Source organism: Fodinicola feengrottensis, assembly GCF_039530045.1.
GTDB lineage: Bacteria > Actinomycetota > Actinomycetes > Mycobacteriales > HKI-0501 > Fodinicola > Fodinicola feengrottensis.
The window spans coordinates 1-20,095 of sequence record NZ_BAAANY010000022.1; the positions used below are offsets into that span (position 1 = coordinate 1).

Here is a 20,095-nt window from a genome sequence, read left to right on the forward strand (position 1 = left end):
TACACCCAGTAACCACCCGATCGACGGTCACACCCTGCACGGACCACTGCTCTCCCTCGCCGTTCACGCCCTGCCGTGGCTGCTGCTGGCGCTGCTGCTGTGGGTCCCGTACTACCTGCTGACCTGCTGGACATGGCCATTCGCCAACTGCCGGAGATGCGGCGGACTCGGCAAACGCCTGTCACCGTCCGGCCGCACGTTCCGCGAATGCCCCCGCTGCGGCGGCAGCGGCAGCAAACTCCGCGCCGGCCGGTACCTGATCAATCACCTACTCGCCAACCGTCGCACCGCGCGCAGGCATGAAGACCGCCGCGAACGCCAGCGCTGAACAGACCTCAATCCATCCGTTTCACCGTTCCTGAAAGGACACTCGCCATGCCTGGACTGCCCGAAATCACGATCGTCGGGACGCTGACCGCTGACCCCGAACAGCGATTCACCAAAAGCGGAATCGCGGTCGCCAACTTCACCGTCGCGTCCAATGACCGTCGCTACAACAAAGAAAGCGGTCAGTGGGAGGACGGGGACGCGACCTTCTTGCGCTGCTCGATCTGGCGTGACTACGCCGAGCACGTCTCTGAGTCGTTGGCTCGCGGTCAGCGGGTCATCGTCGTTGGTCAGCTGCGACAGCGCAGCTACGACACCGCAGAAGGCGAAAAGCGCACGGTCGTCGAGGTTGACGTACGCGAGATCGGCCCTGCCCTGAAGTGGGCGACGGTCAAGGTCGCCAAAGCTAAGCGCGGCAACGCAAACACCACCCGCAACGGCGGCGAGTCCGACCCGTGGACGGCGCCCGCTGCCTCGGCAAAGGCCAGCGGCTACAGCGAAGAACCGCCGTTCTAACTCAGCTCTCCGGCTGGCGCGCCGGACGCATTCGGCGCGTCAGCTCTGCCCACCTGACTACGACGACCAGGAAGACACCGACGTGATTACTCCACACGATCTCATCATGGCTGGCTGGGAGCTGGCCGCGCGTGGCTGGCCGGTCTTCATGCTCGGCAGGTCCAAACGCCCCGTTGCCAACTGCCCCGACTGTCGGCCAGGCGCGGCCGGTGGCCACGACCCGGAACTGTGCCACTGCCTGACCTGTCACGGCTTCTACGCGGCCACGACCAACCCGGCCCGCATTGCGGCTGTCGTACGCGCCGTACCCGGCGGCCAGCTGGCCGTACGGACCGGCGACCGTGCGCAGCTGCTCGTGGTCGACGTAGACCCCGCGCACGGCGGAAACGCCAGCCTCGCCAGGCTGATCGATGCCGGCATAGCCGCGCCAACCGCACGCGTGATCACCGGAACAGGCGGCCACCACCTGTACTACCGCCACCCCGGCCAGCCGGTGCCCTCACGGCCGCTGCCCGGCTATCCCGGCATCGATATCAAGGCCGACGGTGGATACGTCGTCGCGCCACCGTCCACAAACCGGCGCACCGGCCGGTCGTACCAATGGGTGACGGACGGGCGCGCCGTAGAGGAGATGCCCCCGCCGCTGGTTTCCGCATGCCTCAGCCAGAAAGGGCCGGAGCGCATACCAAATGCCGCCGCAGCCGGTCCAGTGCGCACCGTCGCGGCGGGGGGCATCTCCTACCCCGACCAACTACTCAGCTGCCACCTGGACGCCGTACTCCGCGCACCGGTCGGCAGACGCCGTACGACCCTCTACGGCGCCGCGCGGGGAGTGGCTCGCATGGTCGCCGCTGGCGCGATCAGCCACGCCGACGCGGTCGCCGCGCTGACCGAGGTGGGGCGGGCCATGGAGCAGAGCGAACGGGAGATCTGCGCAGCCATCGCCGGCGGATTCCGCGACGAAACAACAGCGGCATGACCGCGCGCGCTTGCGGTCTGGATTGGCGCGATCGCAGCCATTGGGGAGGCGGACGAATGCTGCCCTGCCGGCACTGCCACCGACCCGCACTCTGCCGCGACGCCACCGGCCAACCGGCGCACAAAACCTGCGCTGAGCAAGCAATGACCAGCGATGCCACCGAACGCGGGGAGATCACCGCATGACTACCAAAACCACGACCGGCGTCGAAATGCTCGACGCCATACGGACAGCAATTACGCGATACGTGGTGATGCCCAATCAGGCGACTACCGATGCCGTCACGTTGTGGATTGCCGCAACTCACGCGCAACCGGCGTGGGCACACGCCCCGCGGTTGGTTATCCGTGGCCCGGAACGGCGCTGCGGAAAGTCACGCCTGCTCGATGTCGTAGAGGCACTCAGCCATGACCCGCTGCTGACCGTCAACGCATCGGCCGCCGCCGTCTATCGGTCGGTAACCGTCGACCCGCCGGTCATCCTGGTAGACGAGGCCGACACGATTTTCGGTCCCAAAGCTGAAGGAAACGAAGACCTGCGGGGGCTGCTCAACGCTGGCCACCAGCGCAACCGGCCGGCCGTGCGGTACGACGCATCCACCAACAGCGTGCAGCACTTGGAAACCTTCGCTATGGCCGCGCTTGCAGGCATCGGTCAAATGCCGGACACCATCGAAGACCGCGCCATCATCGTCCGCATGCGCCGCCGCGCACCCGGCGAAAAGGTGGACACCTTCCGGTACAAGCGCGACCGCCAACCGCTGCGCGCTTTCGCGACCAAACTGACCAAGTGGCTGCGGGTCGACCTGAAAGCCCTTGAACGCATCGAGCCGGACATGCCGATCGAAGACCGCGCCGCTGACACCTGGGAGCCACTCGTGATCGTCGCCGACTACGCCGGAGGAGACTGGCCGGACCGGGCACGCAATGCCGCCAAAGGGCTCACTGAGCAGGCGGCCAGCGACAGCCAGATCTCTGACCGAGTGCGATTGCTGGCCGACTGTCGCAAGGCTTTCGGCGTCGATACCGCACTTTCCACCGCGACCCTGTTGGACCGGCTGAAGTCCGAGCCGGAGGCGCCGTGGTCGGAATACGGCCCTGCCGGGCTGACCGCAATGCGGCTGGGCAACATCCTGCGGGAGTACGAGATCCGCTCCGGAAACATCCGATTCTCAGACGGCGTACAAGCCAAGGGGTATCAGCGCGTCGATTTCACAGACGCCTGGAATCGGTACTGCCCGCGTCCGCTCAAGGCTATTGACGGCCCGGAATCTGGCGCCAACAAAGCCAACCTGACCGGGCAAGCCGTCCCGGTCGTCCCAGCCACATCTGTGCAGGTCAACGCCGGGACGCCTTAAGCCATTGGGACGGCTAAGCCGTCCCGCCCAAAACAGCCGTCCCAGGGCTGACCAGCAAAAACAACCCTGGGACGGCTGGGACACCACCCCCAGCTAAACGCCATCCGATGCGCTGATCTTTGGCGCTCCGAATAGAGGGAGAACCTCGCGATGACCGCCGCGACGACTGGGCAAAAGGTCCTGCTGGACGTGCAGGAGGCAGCCCAAATGTTGAGCATGGGTCGGACCGCCGTATTCGAGGAGATCCGCCTTGGTCGCCTGAAATCCGTAAAGCGGGGCCGTACTCGGCTCATTCCAGTCCAGTGCATTGAGGAGTTTGTGAGTCTCCTCCTTTCTGAGATGGGGGAGTGACGTGGCCGAATCGAATTCAGGCGAAACCAAGAAGCGCCGGAGTCGCGGCGATGATGGCGTGTATTTCGACCAGTCGAAGAATTGCTGGGTCGGTGCAATCTCAATGGGCTACGCAGTAAATGGGAAACGGCGTAGGCCAAAGGTGTACGGCAAGTCTTCGACTGAAGTACGCGACAAGCTGAAAGAGTTAAGAAAGGAGCTGGAAACGGGTGTCAAGCCGGAAGCCAACTACACCGTTGCCAATGCGGTAACCGACTGGCTTGCGCGGGGCCTCAAAGGCCGTAACAAGAAGACCGTAACTAAGAATCGCCAACTTGCCGAGAAACACCTAATACCGCTCATCGGCAAGGCTAAGTTGCCGGATCTGACGGCTGATGATGTTGACGACTGGCTTGAGACGCGCACAGAGATTCTGGCTACCCGGTCGATCAGGGACCTCCTGGCCGTGCTGCGACGCTCGATTACATTCGCCCAGCGCCGCGACAAGATCGGCCGGAACGTGGCATCGCTGGTCACAGCGCCAGAGGGTACGGAAGGCCGGCCGAGCAAGGCGTTGACGCTCGGTCAGGCATTCGCACTGCTCAAGGCCGCAAAGGGGAGTCGCCTCTACGCGTACGTCGTGCTGTCACTGCTGACAGGAATCCGAACAGAGGAGGCACGAGCGCTCAGGTGGGATCACGTCGTGCTGGTGTCCCTGATCAAGCAAATACCGCCGTACATCATGGTTTGGCGATCCGTACGAGAGCACGGCGACACGAAGACTCGGAAGAGTCGTCGCAGCCTGGCTCTGCCACTGCTCGGTGTGGCTGCGCTGTGCTGGCAGCGAGCGGTACAGGAGGCCGACCGGCGAGCGGTTGGCGATGACTGGTCCGAGCATGGCCTTGTCTTCTGCACTCGGTACGGGAAGCCGCTCGATGCTGCCAACGTCCGGCGGGACTTTCGGGGCATCCTCAAGAAGGCTGGTCTAAATCCGGAGGAATGGACTCCCCGCGAGCTGCGGCATAGCTTTGTCTCGATCATGTCGGCGAACGGCGTAGCGCTCGAAGACATTGCCCGCCTGGTCGGCCATAGCAGCACGGCGACAACAGAGGCGGTCTACCGCAAGGAGCTGCGCCCGGTCATCACTCAAGGCGCCGACGTGATGGGCAACCTGTTCAATCTGCTGCGCCAAACGGCTTAGGCTCCCTGTTTGGCTCCCCGGTCGCCGCAGATAGCAATCAGGGCCGGTTTCCAGAATATGGAAACCGGCCCTGACCTGCTGCTATACCCGTCGGGGTGGCGGGATTTGAACCCACGACCTCTTCGTCCCGAACGAAGCGCGCTACCAAGCTGCGCCACACCCCGGGTGTGCGTGAATGAGTCTAACTGAGACGTGGAAGCGCTTTGACGGCAGGGATCATCCGTTTGGGATGAGGGTGAGCAGGGTGACCTCCGGCGGGCAGGCGAACCGGATTGGTGCGTACGGGGAGGTGCCCATGCCGGCGGAGACGTTCAGCCAGGTGTGGCCGGACCAGCGGTTCAGGCCGCGGGCGTACGGGCGGTCGATGCCGCAGTTGGTGACCAGGGCGCCGTAGCCCGGCACGCGCAGTTGGCCGCCGTGGGTGTGACCGCACAGCAGCAGGTCGTAGCCGTCTTCGGCGAACCGGTCCAGGACCCGGGGCTCGGGTGAGTGGGACAGTCCGATCCGCAGGTCAGCGGCCGGGTCGGCGGGGCCGGCGATGCGGTCGTAGTCGTCTTGGGACAGGTGTGGGTCGTCCACGCCGGCGAAGGCGAGCCGGCGGCCGCCGGCGGTGACGGTGGCGCGGGAGTTGGTGAGGTCGGCCCAGCCGGAGGCGGTGAACACGTCCCGCAGGTCCTGCCAGGGCAGGTCCGGCCCGAACCGGCGGACCTGCGGCTTGCCGAAATACCGCAGCGGGTTCTTCGGCAGCGGTCCGTAGTAGTCGTTGCTGCCGAAGACGACGGCTCCAGGACGCTCCAGGAGCGGCGTGAGCGCGTGTACGACGGCCGGCACTGCCTCCACGTGGGCGAGGTTGTCGCCGGTCACCACGACCAGGTCAGGGTCCAGCGCGGCCAGCTCCCGTACCCACTCCTGCTTCGACCGCTGGCCGGGAGTCATGTGCAGGTCCGAGATGTGCAGGATGCGCAGCGGCTCGGAGTCCGGCGCCAGCACTGGTACGTCGAAGCGGCGCAGCGTCCACCTCGTCCGCTCGATTCCAGCCGCGTAGCCCACGGTAGCGATCCCGCCCGCGAGCACGGCCAATGACAATCCGGTGCGCCACTTCATACCGACCAGGCTAGTGTCGTGCCTCGTGAGCGCTCTCAAGGACCGCCTGTCCACCGACCTGACCACCGCCATGAAGGCCCGCGACCAGCTGACCACCGGCACCTTGCGGATGGTGCTGTCCGCCGTCAAGACCGCTGAGGTGGCTGGAAAGTCGGCTCGCGAGCTGACCGACGACGAGGTGCTGGCGGTGCTGACCGCCGAGGCGAAGAAGCGCCGCGAGGCCGCCGAGATCTTCGACACGCGCGACCGTGCCGAGCTTGCCGACCAGGAGCGCCGCGAGACCACGATCATCGAGCGTTACCTGCCCCAGCAGCTCACCGACGAGGAGCTGACCGAGCTGGTCACGGCCGCTATCACCGAGACCGGCGCGGCCGGCCCGAAGGCGATGGGCCAGGTGATGAAGGTGGTGCAGCCGCAGGTCATCGGCCGTGCGGATGGTGGCCGGGTGTCCGCCGAGGTGCGGCGACAGCTCGCGAGCTGACCGCGGTGGTGTCACTGCGGCTGGCCGTGCCGGCGGACGTGCCGGCGCTGACCGCGTTGGTACGCGGCGCGTACGAGCACTATGTGCCGCGGATCGGCCGCGAACCGGCGCCGATGACGGACGACTACGCCGAGGTCGTACGACGTGGCCACACCTGGGTCGCCGAGCGTGCCGGCATCGCTGTCGGCATGCTCGTCCTGGTGCCTGAGACGGACCACCTGCTGCTGGAGAACATCGCCGTACGCGCTGATGCCCAGGGTGGCGGGATCGGCCGGCTGCTGCTCGTACAAGCCGAAAGCGAGGCGGTCCGGCTCGGGTTCGTCGAGGTCCGGCTCTACACCAACGCGGCGATGACCGAGAACATCGCGTACTACCAGCGCCACGGGTACGTCGAGATCCATCGGGCCGGAAACGACGGCTTCAGCAGGGTGTTCTTCAGCAAAGTCCTCTAGACGAAAAAGAACCCCCGACCACGTGGCCGGGGGTTCTTTCGTCAAGCTCAGACCTGGGGTTTGGCGCGCCGGCCATTCGACGTGGTGAAACCCGGGTTGTAGAGCGCGAACGGTGGCAGGCCGGTCGGGCCGTGCCCGGGGCCTTTGGTCGGGGTGCCGTGCCCGGTGCCCTGGGTGGTGCCGCCGCCGGTGCCGGGTCGTACGGTCCCGCCGCTGCCGCCGGCCTTCGGGCTCGGGGTCGGGTTGGCCGGCTCGCCGGCGTGCGAGTGCACGCCACCGTTGGCCAGGCTGTCCGGTGGCGGGTCGAAGCCCTTCTCCGGCATTCCGTCGACCGCGTTCGCCATCGCCGGGCCGAAGATGTAGTTGGCGATGTCGGGACTGTCGTTGTTGTCCGCCCCGTGGAAGGGGTTGTCAGTGTCGGTGGAGAACGACGCTCCGGCCAGCTGCGGGACGAAGCCGGCGAACCACACCTGGCGGTTGCCCGGCGTCGAACCGGTCTTGCCGGCCATCGGGCGACCCACCGCGTTGCCGACAGAGCCACCGGTGGCCCAACCGCAGTGGCCGGCCTGGGCGGACTGGGCGACCGGGCAGCGCGCCGCGTCGGTGGCCGCGTCGGCGACGCCCTTGCTGAAGACCTGCTTGCAGTTCGGAGCGCCCAGGCTGAGGGTCTTGCCGTCCGGGCCCTGCACCGACTGGATGGGCGTCGGCTCGCAGTATTTCCCCTCGGCGGCCACTGTCGCGTACGCATTCGCCATGTAGAGCGGCCAGGTGTCCGAACCCTGACCGAACGTCAGCGAGAGACGGCCGGGGTTGTCTCCACCCTTGATGATCGAGTCGTAGCTGTTCGTGCCGGTCGCGCCGGGGAAGAACGAGATGCCGGCGTCGCGCGCGGCTTTGGCCACGTTGGTCACCTTGGCGGCGATCTCCAGCTGGATGAAGTACGTGTTCACCGATTCGCCGAAACCGCTCCACATGTCCCGGTAGCCGTTCATGGAACCGTTGGAGTTGGCGTTCGCCACCGTGTACGGCTCGCCGTCGTCACCCTTGGCCTTGGTGGTGTACGTCTGCCCCGAGTAAAAGCCGGTGTCCAGCTGCATGCCCTGCCGGAGCGCGGCCAGCATGGTGAACATCTTGAACGTCGATCCGGATGGATAACCAGTGGAGGTGGTCTGGTTCTCCGGATCGCCGGTCAGCAGCGGGTTCTCGTTGTACTGCTTGAGGGCTCGCCCGGCCGCGCCCTTCGGAGCCTGGTCGAACGTCCGGTTGACGGCCAGCGACCGGATCCGGCCGGTGCCGGGCTCGATGAACACCACGCCCTGAGTCAGGTCGGCGCCGCGGCCGCCGCCGACGTTGTCCACCGAGTGCTGAGCAGCCGCCTGCATGTCCGGGTCCAGCGACAGCTTGATGGTGTAGCCGCCGGTCCGGATGGCGGACCAGCGCTCATCCGGGGTGGCTCCGAGGCTTGGCTGCTGCTGCGCCCAGATCCGCAGGTAGTCGCAGAAGTAGCCCCAGTTGTTCTGCGCGGTGATCGCGCCGTTGGGCAGGCAGGTGCTGGGCAGCGGAGTGAGGTTCAGGGTCGGCTTGTTCTTCTTCCCGTCATTCTCCTGCGCTGACGTGATGTATCCAAGCTGCTGCATGCGGGTGAGCACGTAGTTCCGGCGAACCTCGGCCTTGTCCAGGTGCAGCGGGTAGTAGCCGGGGCTCTGGATGAAGCTGGCCAACAGCGCGGACTCGCCGAGCGTGAGCTGGTCGACCGACTTGTTGAAATACCGCTGAGCGGCGACGGCCACGCCGTACGCTCCTCGGCCGAAGTAGACCGTGTTGAGGTATTTTTCCAGGATCTGCTGCTTGTTGAACTTCTTCTCCAGCGCGACGGCATACCGGATTTCCCGCAGCTTGCGCCCGAGGGTCTGCTGGACGGCCGCGGCCCGGGCGGCGTCCGAGGTGGCGGTCAGTGCCAGGTCCTGCCGAACGTACTGCTGGGTGAGCGTGGACGCGCCCTGGGTGCTGCCGCTGCCGCTGCTGACGAACGCTCGCAGGATGCCCTTCAGGTCGACGCCGTGGTGCTCGTAGAACCGGCTGTCCTCAATCGCGATCACGGCGTGCTGCAGGGACTCGGGCACCTGGCTGAGCGTGACGTTGACGCGGTTCTGGTCGCCGTGCAGGGACGTGACGTACTGCCCCTTGTCGTTCAACACCTTTGTCGTCAGCGGCAAAGGTGGTGTCTGCAGCTCGCTGGGCAGGTTCTCGAAGGTGTCAGCGCCCGCTTTCGCGGTCAGGCCGGCCACCGCTGCGGCCGGGAGCGCTGCCGCGGCGACCACTATGCCGGCCAGCAGGCCGCACAGAAACAGCGATATCAGATTGGTAAGCGGATTGCGGGTCCGGGTACTCGTCACCCGGACGAGAGTACGCGGCGATGCTGACAGCGTTGAGCCCGCGCCAGTCATGCGCGCGGAGTAGTCGCAGGTTACACGCCTGTTTCCGGTGCGTAAGGGCCTTGTCAAGGTGGCGCTGAGCACACCAACTCAACCGAACGGCTGATGTCAGATCGGGCCGATCAGCCGGTGTGGCACTTGGTGTCCGGTTTCCTACCGTCTCCCCAGGGGTTTAAGACCTACAAGACTGAGGGGGGTCCCGGACGTGACCGATCGGGTCGAAGGCTGGGCTTCCAGGGCGGCTTGCCGCACGCGCAATCCGGATGAGCTATTCGTTCAGGGGGCTGCGCAGAACAAGGCCAAAATGGTGTGCATGGGATGCCCGGTGCGAACCGAGTGCCTTGCCGACGCTTTGGACAACCGGGTGGAATTCGGGGTTTGGGGTGGGATGACCGAGCGGGAACGGCGGGCGTTGCTGCGCCGTCGCCCTGATGTGTTGTCCTGGTCCAAGCTGCTCGACACCGCACGCCGCCTACACCTGCTCCAGCCGACCGCGTAACCAACGCGAACTGGAACTGGTCTCCGCTACGCCCGGCGACCGCCGGGCGACTGCTCTAGAGCCGTGTTCACCTTCGTCGTCAACGTGGCCAGCATCTGCACTTCGGCCCGACTCAGGTGGTCGAACAAGTGATGCCGCACGTCCTCGACGTGCCCTGGCGCCGCTTCTTCCAACGTGGCGAACCCGGCATCGGTCAGTACGGCCACCGAGCCGCGCCGGTCCGTCCGGTCGTCCTCGCGGCGTACCCAGCCGGACTCCTCCATCCGGGCGATGTGATGGGACAGCCGGCTCCGTGACTCGCCGGTGAGCTCGGCCAGCGTCCCCATCCGCATCTTGCGATCGCTCCGAGTGGACAGCACGACCAGCACGACGTAGTCACTGTGCGAGAGGCCGCTGCGGTTGGTCAACTCGTGGTCGAGCCGGGCGAACAGCAACCGAGTGATCTTGACGAAGCCCTGCCACGCCTGTTGTTCCTGCGGATCCAGCCAGCGCGGTTCGGTCACCTCGGCATTATGGCGGGCGGTGGCCGCCACCGGCCCAGCCGAACCGCCGTTATTCGCCAGCCAGAGCGGCACCCACCCGGCGCAGACCGGCCAGGTCGTGGACGTCCTCGGGCTGTGTTCGTACGGTCGCCACCGGCACGTTCGGGTGGCTGGCGGTAAACCGTTCGGCGACCCGGGACTGAGCGTTCACCAAGGCGACGAGGTCGGCGTGTACGCGCAGGACCTCGGCTGTGGTCGGTGACTCGCCGGCGGCTTCCAGCTGCTGGGCGGCCGCGATCGCCTGCTCGGCGGTGAGATCGCCGGCGGCGACCTGGTCGACTCGGTTCAGCACCAGCCCGGCCAGCGGCATGTTCTCCTCGACCAGCCGGTCGGCGAAATAAGCCGCTTCTCGTACCGCGTCCGGCTGTGGTGCGGCCACCACCAGAAAAGCGGTGCCCGGGGTCTGCAGCAGCCGGTACGTTTCGTCGGCCCGCTGACGAAAACCGCCGAACATCGAGTCCAGCGCGGAGACGAAAGTGGACAACTCGCCGAGTAGTTCGCCGCCGAGAATTTTGCTCATCGCGCGGGAAAAGAACGACAGCGCGCCGGTGGCTATCCGGAAGACGCCGCGGCCGCCGACGCGGGCCGGGGCGAGCAGGATCCGGAGCATCCGGCCATCCAGGAACTTCGCCAGATGTTGAGGCGCGTCAAGGAAATCCAGCGCCGACCGGGACGGCGGAGTGTCCACGATGATGAGGTCCCACTCGTTCGCCTCGCGAAGCTGGCCGAGCTTTTCCATCGCCATGTATTCCTGCGTACCGGAAAAGGTGGAGGACATCGCCTGGTAGAACGGATTCGCGAAGATCTCCTCGGCTTTTTTGCCGTCCGAATGGGCAAGAACCACCTCGTCGAAGGTGCGTTTCATGTCCAGCATCATGGCGTGCAGCTCGCCCTTGACGGCGTCTTCACCGTCCACATCAGACACTCTTCGAGGGGTGTTGTCGAGTTCGGTCAGGCCGAGCGACTGGGCCAGCCGGCGGGCCGGGTCGATGGTCAGCACGACCGTACGGCGGCCGGCCTCGGCGGCCCGCAGGCCAAGCGCGGCCGCGGTTGTCGTCTTGCCTACTCCGCCGGAGCCGCAGCAGACCACGATCCGGGTGTGCGGGTCGGCCAGCAGCGCGTCCACGTCCAGGACGGGAGGTTTCGCGGTGGTCGGAGTCATGAGACGTCCTCAGGACGAGACACGGCTGACCCCCTGCGCGATGAGGGTGTCGGCCAGCTCGTACAGGCCGCCCATGTCGATGCCGTCGGGCAGGAACGGCAGCTGCAACAGCGGTGGCCCCAGCTCCTCAAGCTCAGCTCGCAGTCGCTGCTCCAGCTCGACCCGCAGGCGGTAGTCGGCCGCCTCGCTGGCCAACCCGGCGAGGGTGGCCTTGTCCACCGGCAAGCCGGCGGCGGCCAGACCACGCTTCAGCTCGGCCTGGCTGACCTTGGTGCCGGCCAGCCGGGGCGACCGGACCGAGTTGACCACGACCGTACCGACCGGCAGCGACAGCTCGCCGAGCTCCGCGATCGCATCCGCGGTCTCCTGCACGGGCATCTCCTCCAGCACGGTGACCACGTGGACGGCCGTGAGCGGCGAATGCAGGACGGCCGCGACACCGTCGCTCTGGGTCTTGATCGGGCCGACCTTGGCCAGGCCCGCGACCTCCGAGGTGACGTTCAGGAAGCGGCCGATCCGGCCGGTCGGCGGGGCGTCCAGGACGACCGCGTCGTACCGCCGGTGCCCGCGTTCCATCCGGGTCACCGACTCCTTGACCTTGCCGGTGAGCAGCACGTCTCGGACGCCCGGCGCGATGGTGGTGGCGAAGTCGATGGCGCCGAACCGCTGCAGCATCTTCCCGGCCCGGCCGAGCCGGTAGAACATCTCCAGGTAATCCAGCAGCGCTTCCTCGGCGTCCACCGCGAGCGCCCAGACCTCGCCGCGGCGAGGTGCGGAGCCGATCTTGCGCTCGCCGTACGGCAGCGGGGGCACGTCGAAGAGCTGTGCGATGCCCTGCCGACCCTCCACCTCGACCAGCAGCGTGCGCTTGCCGTCGGCGGCCAGCGCCAACGCGATGGCGGCCGCGACGGTGGTCTTGCCGGTACCGCCCTTGCCGGTCACCACGTGCAGCCGGGCGGTCGGCCAGTTGCTACGTCGGGACACGGGTTGACACGCTAGTCGGCCGCCGCCCGACACGCTCGTACAAGTGCCCTAACGCACCCGTGCCTGGACAGCGAACGACCCGGGTCGGCGAGGCCGGCCCGGGTCGAGTATGGCTGGGTCGATCAGGGAGTGGGCTTGAAGTCGCTGAACTTGCACACCTTCCAGCCGCCGCTCTGGTTGTCGACGGTCAGGTTCCAGGTGCCGCTGACAGTCTGCGGCGTGCCGCTCACCGACGCGGACAGCGTGACGTTGGCGCCCACGGTGTGCTCGGTGCTGCTGACCGGATCGTCGCTGCTGATCGAATACGTGAAGCTGGTCAGCGTGAAGCTGCCACCACTGCTGCCGGACATCGGGTTGGCGGGCATCCCGCCGCTGCCGTACTGGCTCTTCAGGGAGTCGCAGAGGATGCCGGTCGCCTTGGAGTTGTCCTGGTTCTTGATCGCCGTGAAGAACGTGTCGGCGGCATCCCGGGCCGACGAGGCGCCACCGCCACCGCCGAGCACACCGGTCAGGAACAGCACTAGTACGAGGCCGCCACAGCAGAGCAGCAGCGCCGCGCCGCCGCCGACGATGCCCAGGATCAGGCCGGTGTTCGACTTCTTCGGCGGTGGTGCCGGGAACCCGGCGTTCGGATCGCCGAAGCCGGGTTGCCCGTACCCGGCTTGCGGTTGCCCGTACCCGGGCTGGGGCTGGCCGTAGCCGGGCTGCTGCCCGTACGAGCCCTGGTCGCCGCCGTAGCCGGGACCCGACGGCTGGCCGCCGTAGCCCGGCCCGGAGGGCTGCTGGCCATAACCCTGGTTGGGGTCGTACGGCCCCGGCGGGTAACTCATCGCGACTTCCCCTAACGCACGGATGCACTACCTGGCTTCGTTGCCGTTCAGGGTAGTCGTACCCGCGCAACCCGCAGCTCGGGCGGCCGGAGGATGTCAGCCGGTGAGCTCGGGCGACGTGAACGCGGCCGAGCACACCTTCCACCCGCCCGAGCCCTTGTCCACTCCGAGTTTGTACTCGCCGCTCACGTCGTTGTCCTCGCCGGACACCGTCAGGGTCAGGTTCGCGTTCGCCACCACGTCGTGGTGAGTGGCGCTGGTCGGGGTGTCCGAGGCGATCGTGTACGAGAACTTCTTGAGCTGGACATCGGACGGGTCGAGCCCGGGCGGCGCGCCGGCCGGAGTGCCGTTCTGCAGCGCTGGGCAGGTGACCGCGTTGGCGGCGTTGTCGTCCTTGTTCTTCACCGCGGTCATGTACTTGTCCGCCGCTTCCCGGGCCGAGGACGCACCACCACTGCCGGTGTCACCGGTGCCGCTCGTACTGCCCGTGGTGGGCAGGCTGCCGGCGCTTGGCGGGGGGTTGTTCGGGTTCTGCGCCGGCACCGGCTGCGCGGCCGTGCTCTTGCCGAATGGCTGATAGATCACCACACCGGCGATCACCCCGCCGCAGCACAGCACTGCCAGCAGGCCGCCGATCACACTCAGCGTGATGATCAGGCCCTTCTTGGACTTCTTCGGCGGCGGTGTGAAGCCGCCTTCCGGCGGCTGGTTGTAAGCCGGGTCAGGAGTATATGGACCAGGTGGATAGCTCATAGTTGTCCCTGCAGACGTTCGGTATTGACGGACCGTCACGGTAACCGCGGGTGATTAGGGCTGCCTTAAAGCGCCGGACAGGGCGGTGGTTAGGGTGCGGCCATGCAGAAGTGGGAGTACGTGACGGTGCCACTGCTGGTGCACGCCACCAAGCAGATCCTGGACAACTGGGGCGAGGACGGCTGGGAACTGGTCGCCGTCGTCCCCGGACCGAACGCCGAACAGCTGGTCGCCTACATGAAGCGCCCGAAGGAGTAGCGGATGAGCGTCAAGGACAAACTCGCCGAACTCGGCATCGAGCTGCCGCCGGTGGTGCCGCCGGCAGCCGCCTACGTGCCGGCTCTGCGTACCGGAAACTACGTCTACGTCTCCGGCCAGCTGCCGTTCGTGGACGGCAAGCTGCCGGTCACCGGCAAGGTTGGCGCCGAGGTGACCACCGAGGACGCGGCCAAGCATGCCCGGCAGTGTGCGATCAACATCATGGCCGCCGTGGACGACCTCGTCGGGCTGGAGTCGGTCGTACGAGTGGTGAAGCTGGTCGGCTTCGTCGCCTCCGCGGAGGGCTACACCGGCCAGCCGGTCGTCATCAATGGCGCCAGCGAACTGCTCGGCGAGGTCTTCGGCGAAGCTGGCAAACACGCCCGTAGCGCTGTCGGCGTCTACCAGCTGCCGTTGGACACCCCAGTCGAGGTCGAAGCCATCTTCGAGGTCCAGTAGCCCTTTCGTGGGGGTGCGGCGCGAAACTGTCGTACCCCTCGGGCAGATTTGCCCCCACCCAGTGACGGGTGGGGGGTGGGTTTGAGGACCAATGTTCAACTAAAAATTAAGGTCTGCCTCTCGACCCACCCCCCGCCCGTTCAAAGGGAGGGGGAAAGAAAAACAGACACGTACGACAGTTTCGCGCCGCACCCGGGGGACAGCCGCACCATCGGATTCCGATTGTGACAAGTGCCGCTGGCTAGTGTCATCGGCAAAGAACGCATATGTGGTGATTGGTCGGACTTCGGAGCATCGAAACGTCGGCCGGAGCACATACGATGTGCTGTTGTGAAGCGCCAATTCGAGATCCCCGCCGCGATCGCCGCGCAGGCCAGCGCGGCGGCTCGTCGGCCGGCTGCGGAGAAGGTCGAGAAGCCGCCGGTCAAGAACGCCGTGACGGTCATCTTGATGCGGGACAGCGACGCCGGCATCGAGGTCTATCTGCTTCGTCGGCATGGCTCGATGAAGGCTTTTGGCGGGATGACGGTCTTCCCCGGCGGCACGGTGGATCCGGCCGATGTGGCGGCCGTGGACGTGCCGTGGTCGGGTCCGGAGCCGGCGCGGTGGACCCGGCCGCTGTCCGCCGAGCTACCGCTGGCTCGCGGGTTGATCTGCGCGGCCGTACGGGAGACGTTCGAGGAGTCCGGTGTGCTGCTGGCCGGGCCGGATGACCACACCGTGGTGACGGACACCGGCACCGCGCGGTGGCGTGCGGTGGCCCGCTCACTGGAGGCACATGAGACCAGCCTCACCGACGTGCTGGCCGCCCACGGCCTGCGGCTTCGCGCGGATCTGTTGCGGCCGTGGTCGCACTGGTTGACTCCGGAGGTGGAGATCCGCCGGTTCGACACCAGGTTCCTGCTCGCCGCGCTGCCGCCCGGCCAGCAGACCGGGCCGGTCGCCGCCGAGGCCAGCGATGTGGCATGGGTACGGCCGGCCCAGGCGATCGCCGAGTTGGACGCCGGCGAGCGGGTGATGGTCCCGCCGACGGCCCTCACGCTGTTGGACCTCACCGAGTTCGACACGGTTGGGCAGGCACTGGCCGCCGCCGACGGGCGGGAGATCCAGCGGGTCACTCCGCAGTTCCAGCCGACCGGCAACGGCACCCTCCGGTTCGTCACGCCCGAAGACCCGGCCTACCGGACGGAGACGGCCTGATGGTGGAGCAGGTGGCCGACGGCGTCCAGCTGGTGCTCGCGCCGAACCCCGGCCCGATGACCCTCGACGGCACGAACACGTATGTGATCGACGGCCGGATCGTGATCGACCCCGGCCCGGCCGACGAGGGGCACCTGGCCACCGTCGCGGCGCTCGGCGACATCGAGCTGATCCTGGTCACGCACTCCCATTTCGACCACACCGAAGGCGTCTCCCGGCTGGTGGAGCTGACCGGCGCGCAGAGCCGCGGCCCTGGTGGATTCGATGAGGGCGAGCAGGTCGCGCCGGACCTGATCGCGGTGCGTACGCCGGGCCACACCGACGACTCGGTCAGCTTCGTCTGGCACGACACCGCGGCCTTCACCGGCGACACGGTCCTTGGCCGCGGTACGACCGTGGTCGACAAACTGGGCCCATATCTGTCCACCCTGCGCATCCTCAGAGACCTCGGTCCGCTGAAGGTCCTGCCTGGTCACGGCCCGATCCTTGCCGATCTCGGTGCCGTTGCCAACGAGTATTTGCGGCACCGCGAAGCGCGGCTGCAGCAGGTCAGAGACGCGCTGGCCGCCGGTGACACCACCGCGGAACAGGTCGTGGAGCGCGTGTACACGGACGTGGACCGGTCGGTCTGGCCGGCCGCCACCATGTCCGTACGAGCACAGCTCGAATACCTGGACAGCTCGCCGTGAGATGCCCCGTGTGCGGGACTGTCGCGGTCCCCGGCGCGCACTTCTGTCACGCGTGCGGCGCGGCCCTGCCGGCCGCCACCGTCGGCGTCCCCACCGAGCGGCGGGTCGTCACCGTGCTGTTCGGCGACCTGTCCGAATTCACCGCCTGGTCCGAACAGCTGGACCCGGAGCGGGTCGGCGCAGTGACCGATCGAGTGATGGCCGCCTGCGCCCAGGCCGTCACGGCTTTTGGCGGCAACGTTGACAAACTCGTCGGCGACGGGATCATGGCCGTGTTTGGCGCACCGGTCGCGCATGAGGACGATCCGGAACGAGCGGTGCGAGCGGCGCTGGCGATGCAGCGGGCGGTTCGCCGGATGGTCGAGGACGAGGTCGGCGGCGGCCGCCGGCTCGGCCTGCGGGTCGGCCTCAACACCGGCGAAGTCGCCGCTGGCGTGCAGGCCGCGCTGTCGTACACAGTCATCGGCGACACCGTCAACACCGCGGCGCGACTCGCCGACGCGGCCGGGGTCGGCGGCGTGTACGCGGGTGCCGCGACCCAGCGAGCGACCCGCGACCGGGCCGGCTGGCGGCGGCTGCCGCCGTTGCGGCTGAAGGGAAAACGCGAGGCGGTCGAGGCGTACGAGCTGCTCGGCCTGCGGGACGCGCCGGGCGCCCGGCCGGGCCTGGGCGACGAGGCGCCGTTCATTGGCCGGGAGGCCGAGATGGGCCGGCTGGCCGGCCGCTACCTGGAGGTTTCCGACCGAGAGTCGAGCCACGTGGTGGTCATCACCGGCGATGCCGGCATCGGCAAGACCAGGCTCGGCACCGAGTTCGGCCGGTACGCCGAGACCACCATGAGCGGCTGCACGCTGCGGGTTCGCTGTGCCGCGTACGGCGATGGCCGGCTCGGTCCGCTGCTGCGGCTGGTCCGGCAGGCCTGTGGGGTGGAGCCGGACGACACCCGGGCCGAGATGGCCGACCGGATCCGACGGACCGTCGACCGGCTGCGCGCTCACGCCGACAGCCGTAAGGATGGGACCGATCTGCAGTCGGCGCTGGAGCCGTTGCTGGCGCTGGTCGGAGCGGCCGAAAGCCCGCCGCGGCCGACCGGGATGAGCGCCGGCAGCCGGCCGCCGGGCACCGAGGCGCGGGACATCATGCCGGCCGCGGTGGCCAACCTGCTGCGGGCGATGTCCGAGGAGACCTGCCCGCTGGTGATCGTGATCGACGACGCGCACAACGCGCCGCCGCCGACCGCGGCCGCGCTGGCGGACGTGATCAGCCGGCTGGATGGATCGGTGCTGACGCTGTTGCTTGGCCGGGCCGAGCTGAGCCGCGGCAGCGAGCTGCCCGGCCGCTTCCCGGACGCCGAGGTGACCGCGCTCGCGCCGCTGTCCGGGGCGGCTTCGGCCCGGCTCCTTCGGGCCTACCTGGGCGGCGGCCAGCTGCCGTCGGCGGATCAGGACCGGCTGCTCGCGATCGCCCAGGGCAATCCGTTCTACCTGGCTGAGCTGGTGGCGCTGCTGGTCGAGCAGGGTGCGCTGACGGGCGGCAGCGGGGGCTGGCAGCTCAAGCCGGGCAGCCTGGCCGGACGGCTGCTGTCGGTGGACCTCGCAGCGGTACTGACCGCCCGCATCGACTCGCTGCCGGCCGGCGCCCGCGCCATCCTGCGGGACGCCGCGGTGGTGGGCGAGCGGATCCCGGTACGAGCGTTGGCGGTGTTGCGGGCGGAGCAGTCGATTGGCGTGCCATTGCAGCTGGACAGGCTGCCGAAGGACATCGCCGAGCTGGTCGCTCGCCGGATGCTCCGGCCGTCCAATCGCGGTGGCTACACGTTCGTGACCGCGTTCATGCGCCAGGCCGCGTACGCCGGCGTTGGCAAGACCGAGCTGGCCGCGCGGCACGCCCGGCTGGCTCGCTGGGCCGACGCGCTCGCGCCGGACGATCCGGAGCTGGCCGGCATCGAGCGGGACACGTTCGTCGCCCGGCACGCGGAGGAGGCGCTCAGCCTGGCGGACGCCATGCGGCTCGCCGCGAGCTCCGACCCGCGGACGGTCGTCTCGATCGGCGTCGCCGCGCTCGGCCGGTTGGCCACCGCCGCTTTCGCCGACTCGCAGCCGGCGCAGGCCGCCGCGCTGCTGGATCGCGCGGCCGCGCTGGCCCGTGACGAGATGCCAGCGGAGTTGACGCTGGCCAGAGCACGTGCGTGGGTGCGTACGAGCCGCTATGCCGAGGCTCTCGCGCTGGCCGAGCGGCTCCGCCAGGACACCACCGCGGACGACGCGGATGGGCAGGCGATCCGGATGGGCGCGCTGCTGGTGATCGGCGACGCGGAGCGCGCGGTCGGCCATCTGGAAGAGGCCGCGCACGCGTGGCGGACGGTTGCCAACGCGTGTGGCGGGCCGCCTGAGTACGAGACGGAAGCGCTGCGCCGGCTCGGCATGCTCGACTACCTGACCGGCCATCTCGCCGACGCCGACGAGCGTTTCGTGCAGGCGTACCAACTCTCCCTGTCCCAGCACGACCGTCCCGGCCAGGGCTGGGCGCTGCAGAACATTGCCTGGTCAGCGACCTCGCGGGGCGACTTCGACCGAGCCGAGATGGCGCTGGACCGGGCCGCCACCCTGTTCGTCGACCTGCGGGACGTTGCTGGCCAGTCGTGGGTGACCGGCACCGAGGCCTTCGTGCGGCTGCTGCAGGGCCGGCTGCGGCAGGCCGGCGCGCTGGCCGCGGAGTTCCTGCCGTATGCCGAACGCCTCGGCGACGAATGGGGCCTTGCCGCCGTCCAGATGGTCGACGCGTACGCGGCCGCCGAGCTCGGCGAGCTCGCTCGCGCGGACCGGCAGGCCCGGGTCGCACTGCGGTCGTTCGAGCAGCTCGACGACGCCTGGGGCCGCTCGCTCGCGCTGGTCGTCCGGGGGGTGGTCGCCCGCGACCGGTGCGCCGACCCGGCCGCGCTGGCTGGCACCGCGATCCCGATTTTCGTCGAAGCCGTGCGGATCGCCGAGCAGGCCGCGCACCCGCTCACCTTCGGCGTCGCCCGTACGCTGCTGGGCTACTGCAAGCTGGACGCCGGCGACGCCGCTGCCGCCGAGGCGGACGCCCGCGCCACCCTGGATCTGATCACCCCGCTGCAGGTCACCGAAGCTGCCGCCGTCGGCCCGGTGGTCCTGCTGGCCAGGGCTCGCCGCGCCCAGGGCGACCTGGACGAGGCGATCAGCCTGCTTACTGACGTGGCCAAGGCGGCAGCCAGCCCCTCCCTGGTCTTCCCGCGCCGGCAGGCCCTCGCGCACTACGCGGCGATGCTCGTCGACGCCGGCCGCGCCGAGGAAGCCCTGTCCTGGGCGCAACGGGCAGGTGACGTGCCAGCCGAAGACGTACGAAGCCGCGTTGTCGCCGCCCGCGCCCTCGCCAAGGCGCTGGCCGCCACCGGTGCCACCCAGTTGGCCTGCGAAGCGATGCGGGAGGCGTGCGCCCTCGCGTATTCCACCGAACAAGTCAGCGAACGTGCCGCCACCGACGGCCTGGCCGACCGCCTCCTCTGCCGCTAGTGCG

21 protein-coding genes and 1 tRNA gene are annotated in these 20,095 nt (G+C 68.2%); 14 read left to right on the forward strand and 8 right to left on the reverse strand.

Translation table 11 applies throughout. From position 1 onward, the window contains the following. From ABD301_RS27715 to ABD301_RS27740, 6 genes are all read left to right on the forward strand, one after another. On the forward strand, positions 1–328 hold a 328-nt coding region (locus ABD301_RS27715), incomplete at its 5' end, for a hypothetical protein (RefSeq protein WP_344313343.1). A gap of 47 nt (positions 329–375) precedes the next feature. Continuing rightward, a complete protein-coding gene (locus ABD301_RS27720; protein WP_163572105.1) occupies positions 376–843 on the forward strand; it encodes a single-stranded DNA-binding protein in 468 nt (155 codons plus the stop codon). 106 nt (positions 844–949) lie between these two features. Continuing rightward, positions 950–1,822, forward strand: coding sequence for a bifunctional DNA primase/polymerase (locus ABD301_RS27725; protein ID WP_344313344.1), 873 nt, complete (start codon positions 950–952; stop codon positions 1,820–1,822). Positions 1,823–2,003: 181 nt separating this feature from the next. Beyond that, the gene (locus tag ABD301_RS27730) at positions 2,004–3,179 is read left to right on the forward strand and encodes a DUF3631 domain-containing protein (protein WP_344313345.1); all 1,176 of its coding nucleotides are present in this window, start codon (positions 2,004–2,006) and stop codon (positions 3,177–3,179) included. A 150-nt stretch (positions 3,180–3,329) separates the two neighbouring features. Then, complete coding sequence (locus ABD301_RS27735) at positions 3,330–3,530, forward strand: helix-turn-helix domain-containing protein (protein WP_163572104.1); 201 nt, start codon at positions 3,330–3,332, stop codon at positions 3,528–3,530. A 1-nt stretch (position 3,531) separates the two neighbouring features. Continuing rightward, positions 3,532–4,710 carry a site-specific integrase gene (locus ABD301_RS27740; RefSeq protein ID WP_279582228.1) on the forward strand — a complete coding sequence of 393 codons (1,179 nt, stop codon included), beginning with the start codon at positions 3,532–3,534 and terminating at the stop codon, positions 4,708–4,710. A gap of 90 nt (positions 4,711–4,800) precedes the next feature. Here the strand turns inward: ABD301_RS27740 and ABD301_RS27745 are convergent. Further along, a tRNA-Pro gene (locus ABD301_RS27745) sits at positions 4,801–4,874 on the reverse strand. Between the two features lie 52 nt (positions 4,875–4,926). Beyond that, positions 4,927–5,814: a metallophosphoesterase gene (locus tag ABD301_RS27750; protein ID WP_344313346.1), complete on the reverse strand. Its 888-nt coding sequence runs from the start codon at positions 5,812–5,814 to the stop codon at positions 4,927–4,929. Positions 5,815–5,839: 25 nt separating this feature from the next. On the opposite strand from ABD301_RS27750, the gene ABD301_RS27755 reads away from it, so the two are divergent. Continuing rightward, positions 5,840–6,295 (forward strand): GatB/YqeY domain-containing protein, encoded by a 456-nt coding sequence (locus tag ABD301_RS27755; RefSeq protein ID WP_344313347.1) that lies wholly within the window; start codon positions 5,840–5,842, stop codon positions 6,293–6,295. Between the two features lie 5 nt (positions 6,296–6,300). Beyond that, positions 6,301–6,747: a GNAT family N-acetyltransferase gene (locus tag ABD301_RS27760; RefSeq protein ID WP_163572101.1), complete on the forward strand. Its 447-nt coding sequence runs from the start codon at positions 6,301–6,303 to the stop codon at positions 6,745–6,747. Positions 6,748–6,794: 47 nt separating this feature from the next. On the opposite strand, the gene ABD301_RS27765 is transcribed toward ABD301_RS27760, so the two are convergent. Next, complete coding sequence (locus ABD301_RS27765) at positions 6,795–9,143, reverse strand: transglycosylase domain-containing protein (RefSeq protein WP_344313348.1); 2,349 nt, start codon at positions 9,141–9,143, stop codon at positions 6,795–6,797. 244 nt (positions 9,144–9,387) lie between these two features. Between ABD301_RS27765 and ABD301_RS27770 the strand changes: the two genes are divergently transcribed. Further along, entirely contained in the window at positions 9,388–9,681 is a 294-nt protein-coding gene (locus ABD301_RS27770; protein ID WP_163572098.1) for a WhiB family transcriptional regulator, read from the forward strand. A gap of 26 nt (positions 9,682–9,707) precedes the next feature. Here ABD301_RS27770 and ABD301_RS27775 read toward each other — a convergent pair whose 3' ends face one another. From ABD301_RS27775 to ABD301_RS27795, 5 genes are all read right to left on the reverse strand, one after another. Beyond that, positions 9,708–10,184, reverse strand: a complete 477-nt coding sequence (locus ABD301_RS27775; RefSeq protein WP_163572108.1) for a MarR family transcriptional regulator — start codon at positions 10,182–10,184, stop codon at positions 9,708–9,710. A 49-nt stretch (positions 10,185–10,233) separates the two neighbouring features. Next, positions 10,234–11,385, reverse strand: coding sequence for an ArsA family ATPase (gene bagB, locus ABD301_RS27780; protein ID WP_344313349.1), 1,152 nt, complete (start codon positions 11,383–11,385; stop codon positions 10,234–10,236). Positions 11,386–11,394: 9 nt separating this feature from the next. Then, complete coding sequence (bagA, locus tag ABD301_RS27785) at positions 11,395–12,369, reverse strand: ATPase BagA (RefSeq protein ID WP_163572097.1); 975 nt, start codon at positions 12,367–12,369, stop codon at positions 11,395–11,397. Between the two features lie 122 nt (positions 12,370–12,491). Beyond that, a complete protein-coding gene (locus ABD301_RS27790; protein WP_344313350.1) occupies positions 12,492–13,199 on the reverse strand; it encodes an Rv0361 family membrane protein in 708 nt (235 codons plus the stop codon). A gap of 96 nt (positions 13,200–13,295) precedes the next feature. Beyond that, complete coding sequence (locus ABD301_RS27795; protein ID WP_163572057.1) at positions 13,296–13,952, reverse strand: hypothetical protein; 657 nt, start codon at positions 13,950–13,952, stop codon at positions 13,296–13,298. Between the two features lie 102 nt (positions 13,953–14,054). Between ABD301_RS27795 and sp36 the strand changes: the two genes are divergently transcribed. From sp36 to ABD301_RS27820, 5 genes are all read left to right on the forward strand, one after another. After that, on the forward strand, positions 14,055–14,210 hold the full coding sequence (gene sp36 / locus ABD301_RS27800) for a Sp36 family protein (RefSeq protein WP_344313351.1): 156 nt from the start codon (positions 14,055–14,057) through the stop codon (positions 14,208–14,210). Positions 14,211–14,213: 3 nt separating this feature from the next. Beyond that, positions 14,214–14,669 carry a RidA family protein gene (locus ABD301_RS27805; protein ID WP_163572096.1) on the forward strand — a complete coding sequence of 152 codons (456 nt, stop codon included), beginning with the start codon at positions 14,214–14,216 and terminating at the stop codon, positions 14,667–14,669. Positions 14,670–14,999: 330 nt separating this feature from the next. After that, entirely contained in the window at positions 15,000–15,869 is an 870-nt protein-coding gene (locus ABD301_RS27810) for an NUDIX hydrolase (protein WP_344313352.1), read from the forward strand. After that, positions 15,869–16,558: an MBL fold metallo-hydrolase gene (locus tag ABD301_RS27815; protein ID WP_344313353.1), complete on the forward strand. Its 690-nt coding sequence runs from the start codon at positions 15,869–15,871 to the stop codon at positions 16,556–16,558. The genes ABD301_RS27810 and ABD301_RS27815 overlap by 1 nt, the downstream gene beginning before the upstream one ends. Then, positions 16,555–20,091 (forward strand): AAA family ATPase, encoded by a 3,537-nt coding sequence (locus tag ABD301_RS27820; RefSeq protein ID WP_344313354.1) that lies wholly within the window; start codon positions 16,555–16,557, stop codon positions 20,089–20,091. Before ABD301_RS27815 ends, ABD301_RS27820 begins: the two co-directional genes overlap by 4 nt. Positions 20,092–20,095: the final 4 nt, after the last annotated feature.

Coding starts and splice junctions, on each gene's coding strand:
- sp36 (WP_344313351.1), top strand. CDS start 14,055: ATGCAGAAGTGGGAGTACGTGACGGTGCCACTGCTGGTGCACGCCACC.
- ABD301_RS27735 (WP_163572104.1), top strand. CDS start 3,330: ATGACCGCCGCGACGACTGGGCAAAAGGTCCTGCTGGACGTGCAGGAG.
- ABD301_RS27720 (WP_163572105.1), top strand. CDS start 376: ATGCCTGGACTGCCCGAAATCACGATCGTCGGGACGCTGACCGCTGAC.
- ABD301_RS27730 (WP_344313345.1), top strand. CDS start 2,004: ATGACTACCAAAACCACGACCGGCGTCGAAATGCTCGACGCCATACGG.
- ABD301_RS27790 (WP_344313350.1), bottom strand. CDS start 13,199: ATGAGTTACCCGCCGGGGCCGTACGACCCCAACCAGGGTTATGGCCAG.
- ABD301_RS27725 (WP_344313344.1), top strand. CDS start 950: ATGGCTGGCTGGGAGCTGGCCGCGCGTGGCTGGCCGGTCTTCATGCTC.
- ABD301_RS27750 (WP_344313346.1), bottom strand. CDS start 5,814: ATGAAGTGGCGCACCGGATTGTCATTGGCCGTGCTCGCGGGCGGGATC.
- ABD301_RS27795 (WP_163572057.1), bottom strand. CDS start 13,952: ATGAGCTATCCACCTGGTCCATATACTCCTGACCCGGCTTACAACCAG.
- ABD301_RS27815 (WP_344313353.1), top strand. CDS start 15,869: ATGGTGGAGCAGGTGGCCGACGGCGTCCAGCTGGTGCTCGCGCCGAAC.
- bagB (WP_344313349.1), bottom strand. CDS start 11,385: ATGACTCCGACCACCGCGAAACCTCCCGTCCTGGACGTGGACGCGCTG.
- ABD301_RS27805 (WP_163572096.1), top strand. CDS start 14,214: ATGAGCGTCAAGGACAAACTCGCCGAACTCGGCATCGAGCTGCCGCCG.